The organism is Methylocella silvestris, from assembly GCF_002891535.1.
Taxonomy (GTDB): Bacteria; Pseudomonadota; Alphaproteobacteria; order Rhizobiales; family Beijerinckiaceae; genus Methylocapsa; species Methylocapsa silvestris_A.
In genome coordinates, this window is the sequence record NZ_PDZR01000031.1 from 1 (window position 1) to 15,769 (window position 15,769).

The window sequence follows — 15,769 nt, forward strand, 5'->3', positions numbered from 1 at the left end:
TCATGAGCGAATGCCGCGCTTTGACCAATATCATCGGCAATGGCGTCGCCACCGTGGTCATCTCCTGGTCGGAAGGCGAGCTCGACCGCGAAAAACTCAACGTCGCTCTCGGCAAAAAAATCGACGTCACGGATCTCGAGACCGGCCTCACGACGGGATAGCAGGGGCGGGAATTTCGCTGCGGCGCTCTTGCGCCGCGGGCGCTCTGATATTAGAACATAAGAAGAACATTTGGAGTTCAGCCATCTGCGCCGCCGGGCCGCAGGCCGGTTTCCGCGAGAAACTCTTATTTTATGTGGATGGCCGCGTGATCTCAGGCGGGGCGCTCTGACGTTTGCGCTAGGATCATGCGACAAGCGAAATCTTAAACTCGAGCGGGAGGAGCCGGACGGCGCCCCGCTTTGAAGGAGCGTCAGCATGGCGGGCAGCGTCAACAAGGTCATTCTCATCGGCAATCTTGGCCGCGATCCCGAAACGCGGCGGATGAATTCCGGCGACGCCGTCGTGAGCTTCAGCCTCGCCACGACCGATTCCTGGCGCGACAAGGCCACGGGCGAGCGCAAGGACCGCACCGAGTGGCATAACATCGTGATTTTCAATGAAAATCTTGGCAAGATCGCGGATCAATATTGCAAGAAGGGCTCGAAAGTCTATGTCGAGGGCGCGTTGCAGACGCGCGAATATACCGACAAGGACGGCAATCAGCGCAAGGTGACGGAGATCGTGCTGCAGCGCTTTCGCGGCGAGCTGACGCTGCTCGACAGCCGCGGCGGCGGCCGGGGCGAGGCCGACAGCGATCGGAGCTTTGAGGATTCCTCATCAAGCTTCGGGCGCTCTTCGCCGATGGAGCGCGCTCCCGAACGCCGGCCGGCGGCGACCGGGGCGAGCCGCGTTTCCGATATCATCGACGACGACATTCCGTTCTAAGCCGAGTTAACTGCAGGCTAATCTCCTGTTTCGATGAAGTTTTCCTGAGCTTGCGCGGCGCGCTGGCGTTTTGTCGTCCGGTCGATTAGGTTCGCCCGGCGCAGGCCGCGCGGCGCTTCGCCCGCTGGCTCTGATTTGCTCCCTTGAACTCGCTCATTTTCTGGATTGGCTGCTTTGGCCGACAACGACGACACAGGGCCGGGCGCGCCCGGCTCCGATATCCGCCCGGTTTCGATTTCCGACGAAATGCGGCGCAGCTACCTCGATTACGCGATGAGCGTCATCGTCAGCCGCGCGCTGCCCGACGTGCGCGACGGGCTGAAGCCGGTGCATCGGCGCATCCTGTTCTCGATGCACGAGCAAAACCACACGCCCGACCGGCCTTACGTCAAATGCGCCCGCATCGTCGGCGACGTGATGGGCAAATATCATCCGCATGGCGACAGCGCCATTTACGACGCGCTGGTGCGCATGGCGCAGGGCTTTTCCATGCGTCTGCCGCTGATCGACGGCCAGGGCAATTTCGGCTCGGTCGACGGCGATCCGCCGGCGGCGATGCGCTACACCGAATCGCGCCTCGCCCGCCCGGCCATGGCGCTGCTGGAGGATATCGACTCCGACACCGTCGATTTTCAGGACAATTATGACGGTAAGGAGCGCGAGCCTGTCGTTCTGCCGGCGCGCTTCCCCAATCTGCTAGTCAATGGCGCGGGCGGCATCGCCGTCGGCATGGCGACCAATATTCCGCCGCATAATCTTGGCGAGGTGATCGACGCCGTTATCGCCCTGATCGATAATCCGGAACTTACGATCGAGGAGCTGATGGCTTATGTGCCCGGCCCCGATTTTCCGACAGGCGGCGCGATCCTCGGACGCGCCGGCGTGCAATCGGCCTATCTCACCGGCCGCGGCTCGGTGCTGACGCGGGCCAAGGTCGAGGTCGAGACCTTGCGCAAGGAGCGCGAGGCGCTGATCGTCACCGAGATTCCCTATCAGATCAACAAATCGAGCCTTGTCGAGAAGATCGCCGATCTCGTGCGCGAAAAACGCGTCGAGGGGATCGCCGATCTCCGCGACGAATCCGATCGCGACGGCATGCGCATCGTGATCGAGCTGAAGCGCGACGCCGTCGCCGACGTCGTCCTGAACCAGCTCTGGCGCTACACGGTCCTGCAGTCGAGTTTCGCCTGCAATATGATCGCCCTCAACGGCGGCCGGCCGGAAATGCTGACGCTGAAGGATTTTCTGACGGCTTTCGTCGATTTCCGCGAGGAGGTCGTCACAAGGCGCACCAAATATCTGCTGGGCAAAGCGCGCGACGCCGCCCATCTCCAGGTCGGCCTCGCCATCGCCGTCGCCAATATCGACGAGGTGATCCGGCTGATCCGCAGCTCGGCCGACGCCGCCGCGGCGCGTGAGGCGCTGATGGCGCGCAGCTGGCCGGCGCATGACATGGCGCCGCTCGTCCTGCTGATCGCCGATCCGCGTCATATTCTTTCGGAGAACGGCGAATGCCGTCTTTCCGAGGCGCAGGCGCGGGCGATCCTCGAATTGCGGCTGCAAAGGTTGACCGCGCTCGGCCGCGAGGAAATCGCCGAAGCCCTGAACAAGCTCGCCGTCGAAATCGCCGACTATCTCGAAATCCTGCATTCGCGCGAGCGGTTGTTTTCCATCGTCAAGGAGGAGATGCTGGCGGTCAAGACCGCCCATGCGACGCCGCGGCGCACGATCATCCTCGACAGCGCGGCTGGCGTCGACGACGAGGATCTGATCCAGCGCGAGGACATGGTCGTCACCGTTTCGCATCATGGCTATGTCAAGCGCGTGCCGCTCGCGACCTATCGCGCGCAGAGGCGCGGCGGCAAGGGCCGGTCGGCGATGCAGACGCGCGACGAGGATTTCGTCGCAAGGCTGTTCGTCGCCTCGACCCATGCGCCGGTCCTGTTCTTTTCCTCGGCGGGGCAGGTCTACAAGGAGAAAGTCTGGCGGCTTCCGCTCGCCGCCCCGCAGGCGCGTGGCAAGGCGCTCGTCAACATTCTGCCGCTTGAACAAGGCGAGCGCATTACGACCATCATGCCGCTGCCGGAAGACGAAGCCGCCTGGGCGACGCAGGACGTCATGTTCGCGACGACGCGCGGCACCGTCCGCCGCAACAAGCTGTCCGATTTCGCTCAGGTCAACCGCGCCGGCAAGATCGCCATGCGGATCGACGAGGGCGAAGAAATCGTTGACGTCCAGATCTGCGGCGAGGCCGCCGACGTCCTGCTGACCACCGCCAAAGGCCAGTGCATCCGCTTTCCGGTCACCGACGTCCGGGTGTTCAAGGGACGCGATTCGATGGGCGTGCGCGGCATTTCGCTCGGCGAAGGAGACCGCGTCATTTCGCTTGCGATCCTGCGCCACATCGAGGCCGACAGCGGCGAGCGCATCGCCTATCTGAAAATGCGGCGCGCCGTCGCCGGCGAGGCCGCCGAGACCGGGACGGAGAGCGCTCCGGATGCGCAGGCCGCCGAGGAAGGCGCGCTTGAGGACTCCGGGCCGCGCAGTCTCGGCCCCGACCGTTATGCCCGCATGTCGGCCGACGAGCAGATCATCCTGACCCTCTCGAGCAACGGCTTTGGCAAGCGGACATCCTCGTTTGAATATCGCATCACCGGACGCGGCGGCAAAGGCATCGTCGCCATGGCGGTCAACCCGCGCAACGGCCTTCTCGTCGCATCGATGCCGGTCGAGGACGGCGACGAAATCATGCTGGTGACCAATGGCGGCCAGCTGATCCGCTGCCCGGTCGAGGGAATCCGCGTCGCCGGACGCGGAACGCAGGGCGTCATCGTGTTCAACACCGAGGCCGACGAACAGGTCGTGTCGGTCGAGCGGATCACCGAGGAGGACGCGGCGCGGGGCGAGACGGAAGAGGGCGAGCCGTCGCCGGATCCCTCCGCGGAGCCCGGAGAGGCTTAGCATCATGCCGAAAAGTTGGAGACTTTTCGGATCAACATGATGCGTCGAAACAAAAGCATCATGCCGAAAAGTTGGAGACTTTTCGGGTCAACATGATGCGTCGAAACAAAGACATCATGCCGAAAAGTTGCAGACTTTTCGGGTCGACGTAAGGCGTTGAACGACAGCGAGAGGCGGCAGTCAGGTTGGGCGAAGCAGAGCGACTGATGGCCATCAGAAGGCGTCGCGCGCGTCTGTCGCTGCCCAAAAGCCGCGACGAGATCCGCGATCCGCTGCTGTCGATCCTGACCCTTCTGCTGATTGGGCTGATTTTTATCGTGGTGCCGCTTCATGCGGCGGGCGCGATCTCGGCGGAAGGCTACGGCTTCGTCGTCGTCCTGCTGCTGGCAAGCTGCGCGCTGACCCAATCGCGGCGGTGGTCGGTGATCGCTGCGCTTTTATTCGGCATTGGCATTGCAGCGGCGGCGATCGTGCTCCGTTCCAAGGCGCCCTCTTTCGTCGATCTTTATCTCGACGCCGTCGCGACGCTGATCATTGACGTCGTGCTGATCGTTGTCGTCACGCAGGCGGTGTTCGCGCCCGGCAAGATCACCATTCATCGCATCAATGGCGCGGTGCTTTTGTATCTGACGATCGGCATGACCTTCGCCGGACTGTTTACGGTGGTCGCCCTTGCGTCGCCTGGCGCGATCTCGAACCTCGACGCAAACGAGATGCGGGGCCTTGCGAGCCGCGTCATCTATTTCAGCTTCACGACCCTGACTTCGGTCGGCTATGGCGACATCGTCCCGGTGCATCCGGTGGCGCGCTCGCTCGCCAATCTCGAAGCGATTGTCGGCCAATTGTTTCCGGCGACGCTTCTTGCCCGCCTTGTGACGCTCGAACTGTCCGAGCGCTCCACCAGACCTTGATCGCCGCGCCGGCGATCAGTTGCGCCGGCCGGTGCGGATCTGATAGCCGCCGTCCTGGGCTCTTGTAAAAATCTCGTCGACTTGCGGATGGCGCACCGGATCGCCAGACGTGTCGGGCAGGAGATTCTGCTCCGAGACATAGGCGATATATTCGGTCTCGGCATTCTCCGCGAAGAGGTGATAGAAGGGCTGATCCTTGCGCGGGCGAACCTCTTCGGGAATGGATTGCCACCATTCGTCGGTGTTGGAAAAGACCGGATCGACATCATAGATGACGCCGCGGAAAGGATATTTCCGGTGCTTGACGACCTGTCCGATGCCGAATTTTGCAACAAGAGGCTTCATGAAATCACGTCCGCGGCAAAATCGACGCCGGAGCGGCCCATCGGGCGCCAGAGCGGATCATCCGGACCTTATTTCGGTAACCGGCGCCGCCGCTGATGTCAATTGCGCCTGCGCGCGCCGGATCTGTCGCTCATGAGCCTGCAAAATCTTCCGCCCGAATTGTTGACCAATGCGGAAATGGGCGAAGCCGACCGGATGACGATCGCCTCCGGCACGCCGGGCTATCAGCTGATGGAAAACGCCGGCGCCGCTGTCGCCGCAGAGGCCGCGCGGCTGTCGCCGAGAGGCGGCAGGATCGCAGTGCTGTGCGGCCCGGGCAATAATGGCGGCGATGGTTTTGTCGCGGCGCGGCTCCTCAAGGCGCGCGGCTTTTCCGTCACGCTTGGCTTGCTTGGGCCATGCGAGGCGCTGCATGGCGACGCCGCGACCGCCGCGGGCGCGTGGGATGGCGAGACGGCGGCGCTTGACGCGCTTGATCTCGAAAGCGCGGATGTTGCGATCGACGCATTGTTTGGCGCCGGCATCGCGCGCGATCTCGATGGAGCGGCGCGCGACGCCGTGCTTCGCCTCAATGAGTGGTCGGCGCGGCGCAGGAAGCCGGCGCTCGCGGTCGATGTGCCCTCGGGTCTCGATGGAACCAGCGGGGAGATCCGCGGCGTCGCCGTGCGGGCGGCGCGCACGATTACGTTCTTCCGTCGCAAGCCCGGCCATTTGCTTTTGCCCGGACGCATCTATTGTGGCGAGACCGTCGTGGCCGATATCGGCATCCGGGCAGAAACGCTCGCCGCGATCGCGCCGAAGGCGGCGGCGAACGGGCCGCAGCTCTGGGGCCGACTGCTGCCGTTTCCCTCGATCGAGGGACATAAATATTCGCGCGGCCATGCGCTCGTCCTGTCCGGCTCGCTCGCGCACACCGGCGCGGCGCGGCTTGCGGCCAGAGGGGCGCTGCGCGCCGGGGCGGGGCTCGTCACGGTCGCGACCCCGCGCGATGCGCTGGCGGTCCACGCCGCGGCGCTGACCGCCGTCATGACGGCGCCCTGTGACGGGCCGGAAGAACTGGCGGCGCTTCTTGGCGACAGCCGCAAGAACGCGCTCGTGCTTGGCCCCGGCCTCGGCGTCGGCGCCGAGACGCGCGCCTTTGTGACGACCGCGCTCGCGGCTGGAAAGGCGGGTCCCTCGCCCCGCGCGATCGTGCTCGACGCCGACGCTCTGTCGAGCTTCAAGGGCGCGGCGGCCGAACTCGGGCAGGCGATCCGCGCGGCAGGCGCGCCCGTCGTCCTGACGCCGCATGACGGCGAATTCGCGCGGCTGTTTGACGGCGCCTCGCCGGACGACGCGGACCGATACGCTGGGAACGGCTTCCAGCCCGAGGCCGCGCGCGAGGCGCTGAAAAACCTGCGCTCCGGCTCGAAGCTCACGCGCGCGCGGGCTGCGGCCGTGCTGACGGGCGCCGTCGTACTGCTGAAAGGACCCGACACCGTCGTCGCCGATCCGGACGGGCGCGCGACGATCGACGATCTGTCGCCGCCCTGGCTCGCCACCGCCGGCTCAGGCGATGTTCTCGCTGGCATGATCGGCGGACTTTGCGCGCAAGCCATGCCCATCTTCGAGGCGGCCTCCGCCGCCGTCTGGCTGCATGGAGCGGCCGCGCGCCAATTCGGCGTCGGGCTCATCTCTGAGGATTTGCCCGAATCGCTGCCGGCCGTCCTGCGCGCCCTCTATGACAATCTGGGCCGCCACCCGCTCTGAGGCCGCCGCGGGCGATCAAGCACAATTGTCTCCACTTTGCCGGTTTTTGCGGAGAGGATCACGAGAGCCCCGCGGCAGGGGACATCTGGAACCTCGATGCGCGCTCCGAACGAGATCGATTTCTGGCGCGGCTTCGCTCTCGTCACGATTTTTATCAATCATATCCCCGGGCTTTATTTCGAGCGCTTCACCTTCCGCAATGTCTCGCTCTCGGACTCGGCCGAGCTGTTCGTGTTTCTGGCCGGCGTCGCGCTGCGCAAGCTCGTCGAGGGGCCGGTCGCGGGGCTAAAGCCGGGCGCTATCGTGTTCCGCCTCGAGGGCCGCGCACTCAATGTCTATGTCGCGCAGACGGTGATTACCGAAGTCGCGATCGCTCTCCTGGCCGCGGCTTCGCTGTTGCTTGACGCGCCCTTCATGATCGATTGGCACAATGCGTCGGCCGTTTTCAATCAGCCAGTGGAGGCTCATATCGGGCTGGTCCTGCTGACGCATCAGCTGGGCTATTTCAACATCCTGCCGCTCTATGTCGTGCTGATGTTCGTCGCGCCGCTGATCGCGCTGACGCATCGCTACGCGCCGGCCGCGCTCGCGCCGGCGTCCTTCGCGATCTATGCGTTTGCGCTGATCTCGGGGATCAATTTTCCGACCTGGCCGGTCGAGGGCACCTGGTTTTTCAATCCGCTGAGCTGGCAGTTCATCTATTGCCTCGGCTTCATCCTTGGCGGCGCCGACGGGCTTGGCGGTTTCGCTCGGCGCCACAGGCAGAGCCTGCGCCGTCTCGCCATCCCGATCGTCGCAGCGGGCGCGGTCCTGGCGCTGATGAATTTCTCGCCGAGCCCGATATCGGTCCCGCAGCCGAAGCTTCTCTTCATGTTCGACAAGACGTTTCTGTCGCCTGCCCGTCTTGTTCACAGTCTAGCTTTGACTGCGCTTTTCGCAGGCGCCTTTGCAACCATCGAGCGTTGGTCCCCGGCCGGGGGAAAATTTCTTTCTCTGCTTGGGCGCAACTCGCTGAATGTATTCTGCGCCGCTTCGCTGCTCAGCCTGATTTGCCAGATAGTTCGCTTTGTCTATGGCGGACATGTTGCAACCGATGCGCTGATCGTTATCCTCGGACTGACAGTCATGGGACTTGTCGCATGGGCTTCGGAATGGCGCGCAAGACTACCGGCGGATCGGCCCGCGCGGGCGCGTTAGCGGCGCTGGTCTGCCTCGCGCCGCTCGCGCATGCGCAGGATGCGCCATCTTCCGTCGCGCCGCTCGCGGGCTCTGGCGCGAGCGCGCCCACTGCGATGGTCGCGCCGCCGCTCAGCGCGTCCTGCGACGTCCCCGCGTCCGATCTTGCCGGTCCGATCGCCCTGCCGAATTTTACCGCGGCGCTGCAAAAGCGCGAAACGGTCACAATCCTTGCGATCGGATCGTCCTCGACCGCCGGGACGGGCTCCTCCAACACGGCCAAGACCTATCCCTCGCAACTCGAAGCCATCCTTGAAAAGACGTTGAAGGGCGAGGACGTCATCATTATCAATCGCGGTCTGCCGGGCGAGGTGGCGCAGAGCACGGCCGAACGCATCAAGAGCGAGGTCGCGCTGAAAAAACCCGATCTCGTCTTGTGGCAAACCGGCACGAATGACGCGCTGGCGCGAGTCCCCGCCAGCGATTTCGCGGCGACGGTGCGCTCGACCGTTCAATGGCTCAAGGACAACCAGACCGATGTCGCCCTCGTCGGGCTGCAATATGCGCCGCGGCTGGCGCGCGACAGCAATTACGCCGAGATCCGCGATGCGCTAAAGCGCGTCGCGGCGGAAGAGAACGTTCTGTATGTCAGCCGCTATGACGCCATGCGCTTCATCGCGCAGACTCGCGCCAACCTGCATCTGATGGCGCAGGACGGGTTTCATCTGAATGATCTTGGCTATCAATGCATGGCTGAACATGTCGCCCATGCGCTGATCGTCAGCCTGTTCATGAAGAAAGTGCGACCCGCCGCGAATTGAAAATCCCGCCGGTCCCGACGTCGCGGCCGTCACGTCGCAAGCCGCCGTTCGCCGAGCGCGCAGGCGAGGGCCGCAAAACCCTCGATGTCGATCTCCTCGGCGCGGGCCGTCGGATCAACGCCGGCGGCGGCGAGGATCGCCGCGGCGTCGTCTGCCCCGAGCGATTTCAGCGACTGCCGCAGCATCTTGCGCCGCTGCCCGAAGGCGGCCTGCGTCACAAGCGACAGCAGCCGCGCCTCGCAGGACAACGGGGCTGCGCGAGGGCGAAGCTCGACCACGCTCGACGTCACCTTCGGCGGGGGCGTGAAGGCGGATGGCGACACGTCGAACAGGATGCGGGTTTCGCAGCGCCAGTTGCACAGCACCGCGAGACGGCCATAGGCGGCGCGCTGCAAAGGCGTCGCGACGATCCGCTCAGCGACCTCGCGCTGGAACATCAGGATGAGGCGGTCGAACCAGGGGGGCCATGGTTCGCTTTCGACCCAGCGCGTCAGCAGCGCGGTTGCGACATTGTAAGGAAGATTGGCGCAGATGCGGGCGGGCCGGGCGTCTCCCGCCAGGGCCGCGACATCGGCGCCAAGCGCGTCGCCGGCGATAATATCGAGACGCCCGGGATAATGTTCGGCGATCTGCCGCAGCGCCGGCAGGCAGCGCTCATCGCGCTCGATAGCGATCAGTTTTCGCGCGCCCTCCGTGAGCAGCGCGCGGGTCAATCCTCCAGGACCCGGGCCGACCTCGAGGATCAGCGCAGCGTCCTTCGGCCCCGCGGCGCGGGCGATGCGGCCTGTGAGATTGAGGTCGAAAAGAAAGTTTTGCCCGAGCGATTTCTTTGCGTCGAGGCCGAAAGACGCGACGATCTCGCGCAAAGGGGGCAGGTCGTCCGTCGCGCCGGACATCAGCTTGAAAGAGCCCGGCGCGCGAGCCGGCCGGCGAGCTTGAGTGCGGCGATGAGGCTTGAGGGATCGGCGATCCCCTGGCCGGCGATGCCGAAGGCGGTGCCATGATCCGGCGAGGTGCGGATGAAAGGCAGGCCGAGCGTCACGTTCACGCCATGGTCGAAAGCGAGCGTCTTGATCGGAATCAGCGCCTGATCGTGATACATGGCAATCGCGACGTCATAGCTCTCGCGCGCCTTGGCGTGAAACATGGCGTCGGCGGGGTGCGGGCCGCTGACGCAGACGCCCGCCTCGCGCAGGGCGGCAAGCGCCGGGGCGATGATGTCGATTTCTTCACGCCCCATGGCGCCGCCTTCGCCGGCGTGCGGATTGAGCCCGGTAAAGGCGAGCCGTGGCCGCGCGACGCCGAACCGGCGCTGAAAATCATGCGATGTGATTTGGCCGGTCCGGATCAGCAACGCCGTCGAGAGGCGCCCAGGAACGTCCTTCAAGGGGATATGGATCGTCGCCGGCACGACGGCGAGTTCAGGCGACCACAGCAGCATCACGGGAAGTACCTTGCGTCCCGTCAGGCGCGCGGCCAGAACCCCGAGAAATTCCGTATGCCCCGGATGCGCGAAGCCGGCGCGATAGAGAATCTCCTTGGCGATGGGATTGGTGACGACCGCCGCCGCCTCGCCGCGCGCGACGAGGCCGACGCAGGTTTCAATCGAGGCGATCGTCGCCGCGGCATCGTCTGGATGCGGTTTTCCGGGAGCGCCTTTGACGACGCCTTGCGAATCGAGCACGGGCAGCGCGTCGGGGAATGTCTTCAGCGCTTCGGCGGCGGAGGCGACCCGCGCGATCGGCGCCTCAAGACCAAGGCTGCGCGCGAGGGCGGCAAGATGGTCTGCCTCGGCGGCGATCACAAAGGCTGGCGCCTCGGGATCCTCGCGCGTCAGACGCCAGGCTTTCAGCGCGAGTTCAGGGCCAATGCCCGAGGGATCGCCGCGGGTCAGCGCGATCAGGGGCTTTGCCGGTCGAGGCGCATCTAACATATGACGGGCGCCTTCTGACCTGATTTGCGGGGTCCTCAAGCGGGGGCCGATCCGGGCGACCGCAGGCGCGCTTGTGCTGTGCTCAGGGCGCGGTCTTCACGATGACGGCTCTATCGCGCAATTCCTTGAGACGGCGCTCTCCGTCCGCCTGAATATGCGCGGCGAGCAGTTTTTGCGCGATCGTCTGCCGGATAGCCGTATCGTCCTTGGCGGGGCCGCGCGCGCAGACGGCGACCATCTCAAGACCGGATGTCGAGCGTTGCGGCGGCGATAAATGTCCAACCGGCGTCTTGTCGAGCAACTGCCGCAGCTGATCGCCAAGTTCATGCGAGCTTCGGGTCAACGGGTCGCGCACCGTGACGTCGTTCAGCGTGCGCGCCATCTCGGCGCCGGTCTTGCAATCGGAGAAACGGCTGCGCAGCTGCTCGGCCTCCTTGGCGCGGACGGCGAGGCTCGCGGGCGTCGTTCCGATCGGCAGCGTAAAGATGATTTGCTGCACGGTATAGGAGGTGCCGGCGGCGGCCTTGCCGCCCTGCTTTTCGAGCTCGGCGCGCACCTGCGTCTCGCTCGCCTCGACGCCTTTGTTCAGCGCCTTGACGAGGACGGTAAAGGCGAGATTGGCGCGGAAATAGGATTTGAACTGGTCCTCTGAGACGCCGGCGCCCTGGATCGCCGCGAGCAGCGCCTGCGGCTGCATGTTCATGTCCGTCGCCGTCTGGACGATCTGCTGTGAAATATCGGCGTCGCGGGGATTGACGCCGTATTTCTCGGCCTCGTGAATTTGCAGGCGGTCCCTGAACAGGCTCTCGATCGCCGCCTCGCGCGTCGCCGGCTTGCGCAGCACGCGCAGCAGCTTCATCCGCTGGTCGATGTCGATATTGGTGACCGGATCGCCGTTGATGCTGGCGACGATGGCCTGGGCATGGACGGGAAAGACGCCGGCGAAGGGCGCCGCGGCGACAACCGCGGCAAAGAGGCTCGCTTTCAGAAGAACGCCCGCATAAGCGCCGGCCTTACGCATTTCGGTCATTCTCCGCAATTCTCCCTTGTTTTCTTCGGTCGCGGCTTTTCCGCCCGCTTGAGATTATGCGGTCGATCAGGCGATCGCTCCGCATCGTTGCGTTGAAACATGCTGAGATGGGAAAAGGAGTCAACTTGGGACCGGTCAATAATTCAGGCCGTCGAGATTGCTCGTGTTGCTGAAGGTCTGGCTGAGCTTGATTTGGCCAAGCGTGCGCAGCTCCAGCTGAACCAGCACGGTCTGATTGCGCGTCAGGCCGCCATTGCCATTGTCCTGATAGACGGAGGAAAAATTGACCGAGAGAGTGGTGCAATCATCCTGATAACCGGCGCCGACGCCGAAAGCGGCGATGGCGAAGGGGCCGGGATTTGAGTAGCCGATCATTGAAGCTGGATAGAATTGCCGGCTCATGTCGAAGGTGATGTTGCCCTGAGCCCAGTAATTGTCGCTCACCTTATAGCGGCTGTTGAGAGCGAGGCCCTGGCGGCGCACATAATAGCCGATTTCAGGCTGGGCCTGGTAATTCGCGTATTGAATTCCGCCGGTCCAGGCGCCGAGGTTGTAAGTTCCGACGACGTCGATGCGTCTTGGCGCAAAACCGTTGACGTCGAAGCGACCCTTCGTCGTCAGGGCGAATGCCGAGCTTGGCGCGACCGTGACGGCGCCGACATAGTCGGAGAGCCGCGTGTCGAGGCCGGAGCTGAGGCCCACATTGGCGGCGTCCGGCGTCGCATAGGCGTTGGTGCCCGCGAGCTGATAGGACTGGCCGCCGATGACGTTGATATAGCCGCCTTCCTGAAAATTCAGCGTGGCCTGGCCGCCGTAATTGGCTCTCGTTCCCGTTTCGAAGCGGTCGTAGCCTGAATATTTGTCCCATTGGAACAGCGAGGCTTCGTCGAAAACGAGGCTCTGCGCGTCAAGATTGGCCTGCCCGTAAGAGCCGATCTGGTTGTTCGGCCGCGCGATGATCTGGCCGATCGGCGTCACGCTCACCGAGCCGAAGCTCGTCTTTGCGAAGAAGGGATAGCGATACTCGAAGCCGACGCCGGGGTTCAAGGCGCCGAAGGCGGCGTCCTGTGTGTTCTGCAGGAAGGGCAGCTGAGACGAATTATAGATCGCCGAAGATCCCGCCGAGGAGGCGAAGCCGAACGAGCCGCTGGTGGTGAGGTCGAGAATTTCGCCGTTGACCCGCGTGAAGGCGAAGGGCGTCCAGACCTCGCCGATCGGGTCGATGTATTGGCGTTTCCACGACACGTCGAGGGACGCGCGCGTGTAGATCCCGGCGATGCCGCGCAAAAGGCATGTGCCGGCGACCCGACCGGGAACGTAATTGGTGCAGGTTGGATAGAGCGAGTAGGCGTTGTCGAGCACCCGCGTCCCGACCGACTGGAAGCTCGCCGTCGCGGCGGAAAGGCTCGCCAGATTGAAATTCGTTTCGATCTGTCCGCCAATTCCATGCGAAATGGCGGGATCGACGTCGAAGGTTTTGTTGTAATCGAAGACAGGGTAGGCAGCGGTCTGCTGCGGCTGGATGTCATGCGAGGAGAGTCCCTCGAAACGATACCCGCGCAGGTCGAAATAGCCGCGGTCCTGGCCGATCAGATAGGCCGTCGTCGTCGTCTCATTGATATAGTTCGAGGAAAGCGTCTGGCTCGGGATATTGTAATCGTTGAGGAACCATTTGTCCGACAGCACGGTGAACTGCCAGCCGAACTTCCAGTGGTCGGCAATCTGCACCTCGCCCTTGCTTTCGAGCGAGCCGCGCATCCTGATATCGGCCGCTCCCCAGGGCGAGGCGGGGAAGGCGGATTTCTCCAGCTGGTCGATTCCATTGGCGCGAATGAAATATTCGCCGTGTTCAAGCCGCTGGCGCCATTCGCCGCTCGCCAGAAAGCCCTGTTTCGACAGAAATGTCGGCGTGAAGGTGATGTCGTAATCCGGGGCCAGCGCCCAGAAGATCGGAACGCCGAAGCCATAGCCTAGCGCCGATTTCGTGACGAGACTTGGCATCAGCACGCCGGATTTGCGCGTGACGGTCGGATCGGGCGAGGAGAAATACGGCATGTAGACGACCGGCATGCCGAACAGTTCGACCGTCGCATTCTCGTAATAGAGCATCTGCTCGTCGTTCTTGTGGATGATGCGCTTCGCGCGCACCCGCCACAGAGGCGGACGGTCGTAATTCGATCCGCAGGCGGCGCAGGCCGTATAGGTGCCCTTGGTGAAGACCGTTGTGTCTTCATTGATGCGTTCGGCGAAGGGCGCGCTGAAATAGGTCTTGTCGGTGGTGTCGATGCGCAGGCTGTGGATGAACCCGTCGCGGAAGTCGTCGGTCAGATCAAAATAATCGCCGTAAAGGATCGTCCCGTCCGCTTCAGTGCGTTTGGCGTGGCCTTCGGCGACGACACGGCCGCTGTTGCGGTCGAGGGTGACGCGATCGGCCTCGAGCAGGCGGCCCTTGTAATAGACGCGCGCCGAACCGACGGCGGAGACCGTATTCTTGACTTCATCCTGGCGCAGTTCGTCCGCCTCGACGACCATTTTGTTCGGGTCGACGGCGGGTGCGGGCGCAGCCTTTGCCGCAGCCTTGGCGGAGGCGGTTTTGGGAGTTGACGCGCCTGATTCCGCCGCGGCCGCTGGCGCGGCGAGGGCGAGGCCCGCGACGCCGATCCCGAGCGCGGCAAGCCGGAGCGCGGCGCGGAAAAAAGCGCGAGCGCCAGCCGCCTCAGCGGCCGCTTTCGGAGCGCCGCCAAGACCGGTTGGTCGAGCTGCGACCCTGTTGGGGCAAAAACGCCGCCCCATCACCCATCCTCCTGATTCAACAAGGCGAGCGCCCCTAGCATGCTCGCGATGACGGCCGGCGACCATGCGGCCACCGGGGCGCTGACAAGGCCCGCGCCGCCGAGGTCGCCGACCAGCTTGGACGCCACATAAAGCACGAAGCCAGCCGCCACGCCACCGCCAACCATTTTCTCGATTCCACCAAATCGGAAAAACCTTAAGGAAAAGGCCGCAGCGATCAGAACCATCGCGACGAACAGCAGCGGCCGCGCCAAAAGCGATTGAAATTGCAGCTTATACGCCGTCGAGTCGAGTCCTGCCTTGTCGGTTTGACGTCCGGCGGCGTCAAGATCCCAGAATGGAACGGATTGCGGCGAGATCGGCCCCCGCGCCACCTGAGCCGGCGTCAGATTCGAGGCGAGCAGATAAACGCTCGTATCGATCGTCTCTTCGCCCGGCATCAGGATGCGGGCCTGCTCGAAGCGCCACACGCCGTCGCTCAACTGCGCGTGTTCCGCCACGACCTCCGCCTCGAACTTGTCGTGATCGTTATAGATATAAGCGGTCGGCTTCGTCAGGCGCGAACCGTCGCGGGACATCGCCCCCGCTTTGATAATGGCGTCGCCGTCGACGCTTTTCTGCCGGATCCAGATGTCGGCGTCGGCGTTCTGCTGCGTCAGGCGGCCGAAAATCTCGACCTCGATCTTGTCGGCGCGCTGCTTCATGGCGGCGGAGACCGGATTGAACAGCATCACGGAGCCGACGCCGATAACGAGCGCGATCGCGATCGGCGGGACGAGAAAGCCCCAGACCGAGACGCCGACAGCGCGAGCGATCAGGAGCTCCAGCTTGCGGGTAAGATCAAGAAAGGCGGCCATGGAGCCGCAGAGGACGCAAAACGGCATCAATTGCTCGGCGGCGGACGGCGCCCTTAGCATCGCCAGCAGAGCGACCGACCGCGGCGAGGCGTCAGGCAGGTCCGTGGTGCGGCGCAGCATCTCGACGAAATCGACGACGAACACCATGCCGCAGATCGTCACGAAAACCGCGATGATCAGCGTCAGGAAACGCGCCGAAAAATAGCGGCCGAGCGTCCAGCCGATCATTGACGCAACAGTCCCGCGGAGAGACGACGCGCCGGCGC

12 protein-coding genes and 1 pseudogene are annotated in these 15,769 nt (G+C 64.1%); 7 read left to right on the plus strand and 6 right to left on the minus strand.

The window, feature by feature from the left end; translation table 11 throughout:
* The 4 genes and pseudogenes from CR492_RS18405 to CR492_RS18420 form a co-directional block, all read left to right on the plus strand.
* Nucleotides 1-161, plus strand: a pseudogene (locus CR492_RS18405) (dicarboxylate/amino acid:cation symporter); the annotation flags it as partial.
* A gap of 256 nt (nucleotides 162-417) precedes the next feature.
* Nucleotides 418-927, plus strand: coding sequence for a single-stranded DNA-binding protein (ssb, locus tag CR492_RS18410; protein WP_102845190.1), 510 nt, complete (start codon nucleotides 418-420; stop codon nucleotides 925-927).
* Between the two features lie 174 nt (nucleotides 928-1,101).
* Nucleotides 1,102-3,888: a DNA gyrase subunit A gene (gene gyrA / locus CR492_RS18415; RefSeq protein ID WP_102845191.1), complete on the plus strand. Its 2,787-nt coding sequence runs from the start codon at nucleotides 1,102-1,104 to the stop codon at nucleotides 3,886-3,888.
* Nucleotides 3,889-4,094: 206 nt separating this feature from the next.
* Entirely contained in the window at nucleotides 4,095-4,799 is a 705-nt protein-coding gene (locus CR492_RS18420; RefSeq protein WP_102845192.1) for a potassium channel family protein, read from the plus strand.
* 15 nt (nucleotides 4,800-4,814) lie between these two features.
* On the opposite strand, the gene hspQ is transcribed toward CR492_RS18420, so the two are convergent.
* Complete coding sequence (gene hspQ, locus CR492_RS18425; RefSeq protein WP_012591233.1) at nucleotides 4,815-5,144, minus strand: heat shock protein HspQ; 330 nt, start codon at nucleotides 5,142-5,144, stop codon at nucleotides 4,815-4,817.
* A gap of 132 nt (nucleotides 5,145-5,276) precedes the next feature.
* Between hspQ and CR492_RS18430 the strand changes: the two genes are divergently transcribed.
* The 3 genes from CR492_RS18430 to CR492_RS18440 all read left to right on the plus strand — a co-directional run bounded on the left by CR492_RS18430 (nucleotide 5,277) and on the right by CR492_RS18440 (nucleotide 8,890).
* Nucleotides 5,277-6,893, plus strand: coding sequence for an NAD(P)H-hydrate dehydratase (locus CR492_RS18430; RefSeq protein ID WP_102845218.1), 1,617 nt, complete (start codon nucleotides 5,277-5,279; stop codon nucleotides 6,891-6,893).
* A 96-nt stretch (nucleotides 6,894-6,989) separates the two neighbouring features.
* Entirely contained in the window at nucleotides 6,990-8,090 is a 1,101-nt protein-coding gene (locus tag CR492_RS18435; RefSeq protein ID WP_102845193.1) for an OpgC family protein, read from the plus strand.
* Entirely contained in the window at nucleotides 8,045-8,890 is an 846-nt protein-coding gene (locus tag CR492_RS18440) for an SGNH/GDSL hydrolase family protein (RefSeq protein WP_245412165.1), read from the plus strand. Before CR492_RS18435 ends, CR492_RS18440 begins: the two co-directional genes overlap by 46 nt.
* Nucleotides 8,891-8,919: 29 nt before the next feature.
* Here the strand turns inward: CR492_RS18440 and rsmA are convergent, their stop codons facing one another.
* The 5 genes from rsmA to lptG form a co-directional block, all read right to left on the minus strand.
* On the minus strand, nucleotides 8,920-9,786 hold the full coding sequence (gene rsmA / locus CR492_RS18445; protein WP_102845195.1) for a 16S rRNA (adenine(1518)-N(6)/adenine(1519)-N(6))-dimethyltransferase RsmA: 867 nt from the start codon (nucleotides 9,784-9,786) through the stop codon (nucleotides 8,920-8,922).
* Nucleotides 9,786-10,823, minus strand: a complete 1,038-nt coding sequence (gene pdxA / locus CR492_RS18450; protein ID WP_102845196.1) for a 4-hydroxythreonine-4-phosphate dehydrogenase PdxA — start codon at nucleotides 10,821-10,823, stop codon at nucleotides 9,786-9,788. The genes rsmA and pdxA overlap by 1 nt, the downstream gene beginning before the upstream one ends.
* A gap of 82 nt (nucleotides 10,824-10,905) precedes the next feature.
* Nucleotides 10,906-11,853, minus strand: a complete 948-nt coding sequence (locus CR492_RS18455) for a SurA N-terminal domain-containing protein (protein ID WP_102845197.1) — start codon at nucleotides 11,851-11,853, stop codon at nucleotides 10,906-10,908.
* A 135-nt stretch (nucleotides 11,854-11,988) separates the two neighbouring features.
* Nucleotides 11,989-14,646, minus strand: coding sequence for an LPS-assembly protein LptD (locus tag CR492_RS18460; RefSeq protein ID WP_102845198.1), 2,658 nt, complete (start codon nucleotides 14,644-14,646; stop codon nucleotides 11,989-11,991).
* On the minus strand, nucleotides 14,646-15,731 hold the full coding sequence (gene lptG / locus CR492_RS18465) for an LPS export ABC transporter permease LptG (RefSeq protein ID WP_102845199.1): 1,086 nt from the start codon (nucleotides 15,729-15,731) through the stop codon (nucleotides 14,646-14,648). The genes CR492_RS18460 and lptG overlap by 1 nt, the downstream gene beginning before the upstream one ends.
* Nucleotides 15,732-15,769 lie beyond the last annotated feature (38 nt).

Excerpts from the sequence above, each read along its gene's own strand:
- ssb (WP_102845190.1), top strand. The coding sequence starts at position 418 with ATGGCGGGCAGCGTCAACAAGGTCATTCTCATCGGCAATCTTGGCCGC.
- CR492_RS18420 (WP_102845192.1), top strand. The coding sequence starts at position 4,095 with ATGGCCATCAGAAGGCGTCGCGCGCGTCTGTCGCTGCCCAAAAGCCGC.
- hspQ (WP_012591233.1), bottom strand. The coding sequence starts at position 5,144 with ATGAAGCCTCTTGTTGCAAAATTCGGCATCGGACAGGTCGTCAAGCAC.
- CR492_RS18430 (WP_102845218.1), top strand. The coding sequence starts at position 5,277 with ATGAGCCTGCAAAATCTTCCGCCCGAATTGTTGACCAATGCGGAAATG.
- CR492_RS18435 (WP_102845193.1), top strand. The coding sequence starts at position 6,990 with ATGCGCGCTCCGAACGAGATCGATTTCTGGCGCGGCTTCGCTCTCGTC.
- CR492_RS18440 (WP_245412165.1), top strand. The coding sequence starts at position 8,045 with ATGGCGCGCAAGACTACCGGCGGATCGGCCCGCGCGGGCGCGTTAGCG.
- rsmA (WP_102845195.1), bottom strand. The coding sequence starts at position 9,786 with ATGTCCGGCGCGACGGACGACCTGCCCCCTTTGCGCGAGATCGTCGCG.
- pdxA (WP_102845196.1), bottom strand. The coding sequence starts at position 10,823 with ATGTTAGATGCGCCTCGACCGGCAAAGCCCCTGATCGCGCTGACCCGC.
- CR492_RS18455 (WP_102845197.1), bottom strand. The coding sequence starts at position 11,853 with ATGACCGAAATGCGTAAGGCCGGCGCTTATGCGGGCGTTCTTCTGAAA.
- CR492_RS18460 (WP_102845198.1), bottom strand. The coding sequence starts at position 14,646 with ATGGGGCGGCGTTTTTGCCCCAACAGGGTCGCAGCTCGACCAACCGGT.
- lptG (WP_102845199.1), bottom strand. The coding sequence starts at position 15,731 with ATGATCGGCTGGACGCTCGGCCGCTATTTTTCGGCGCGTTTCCTGACG.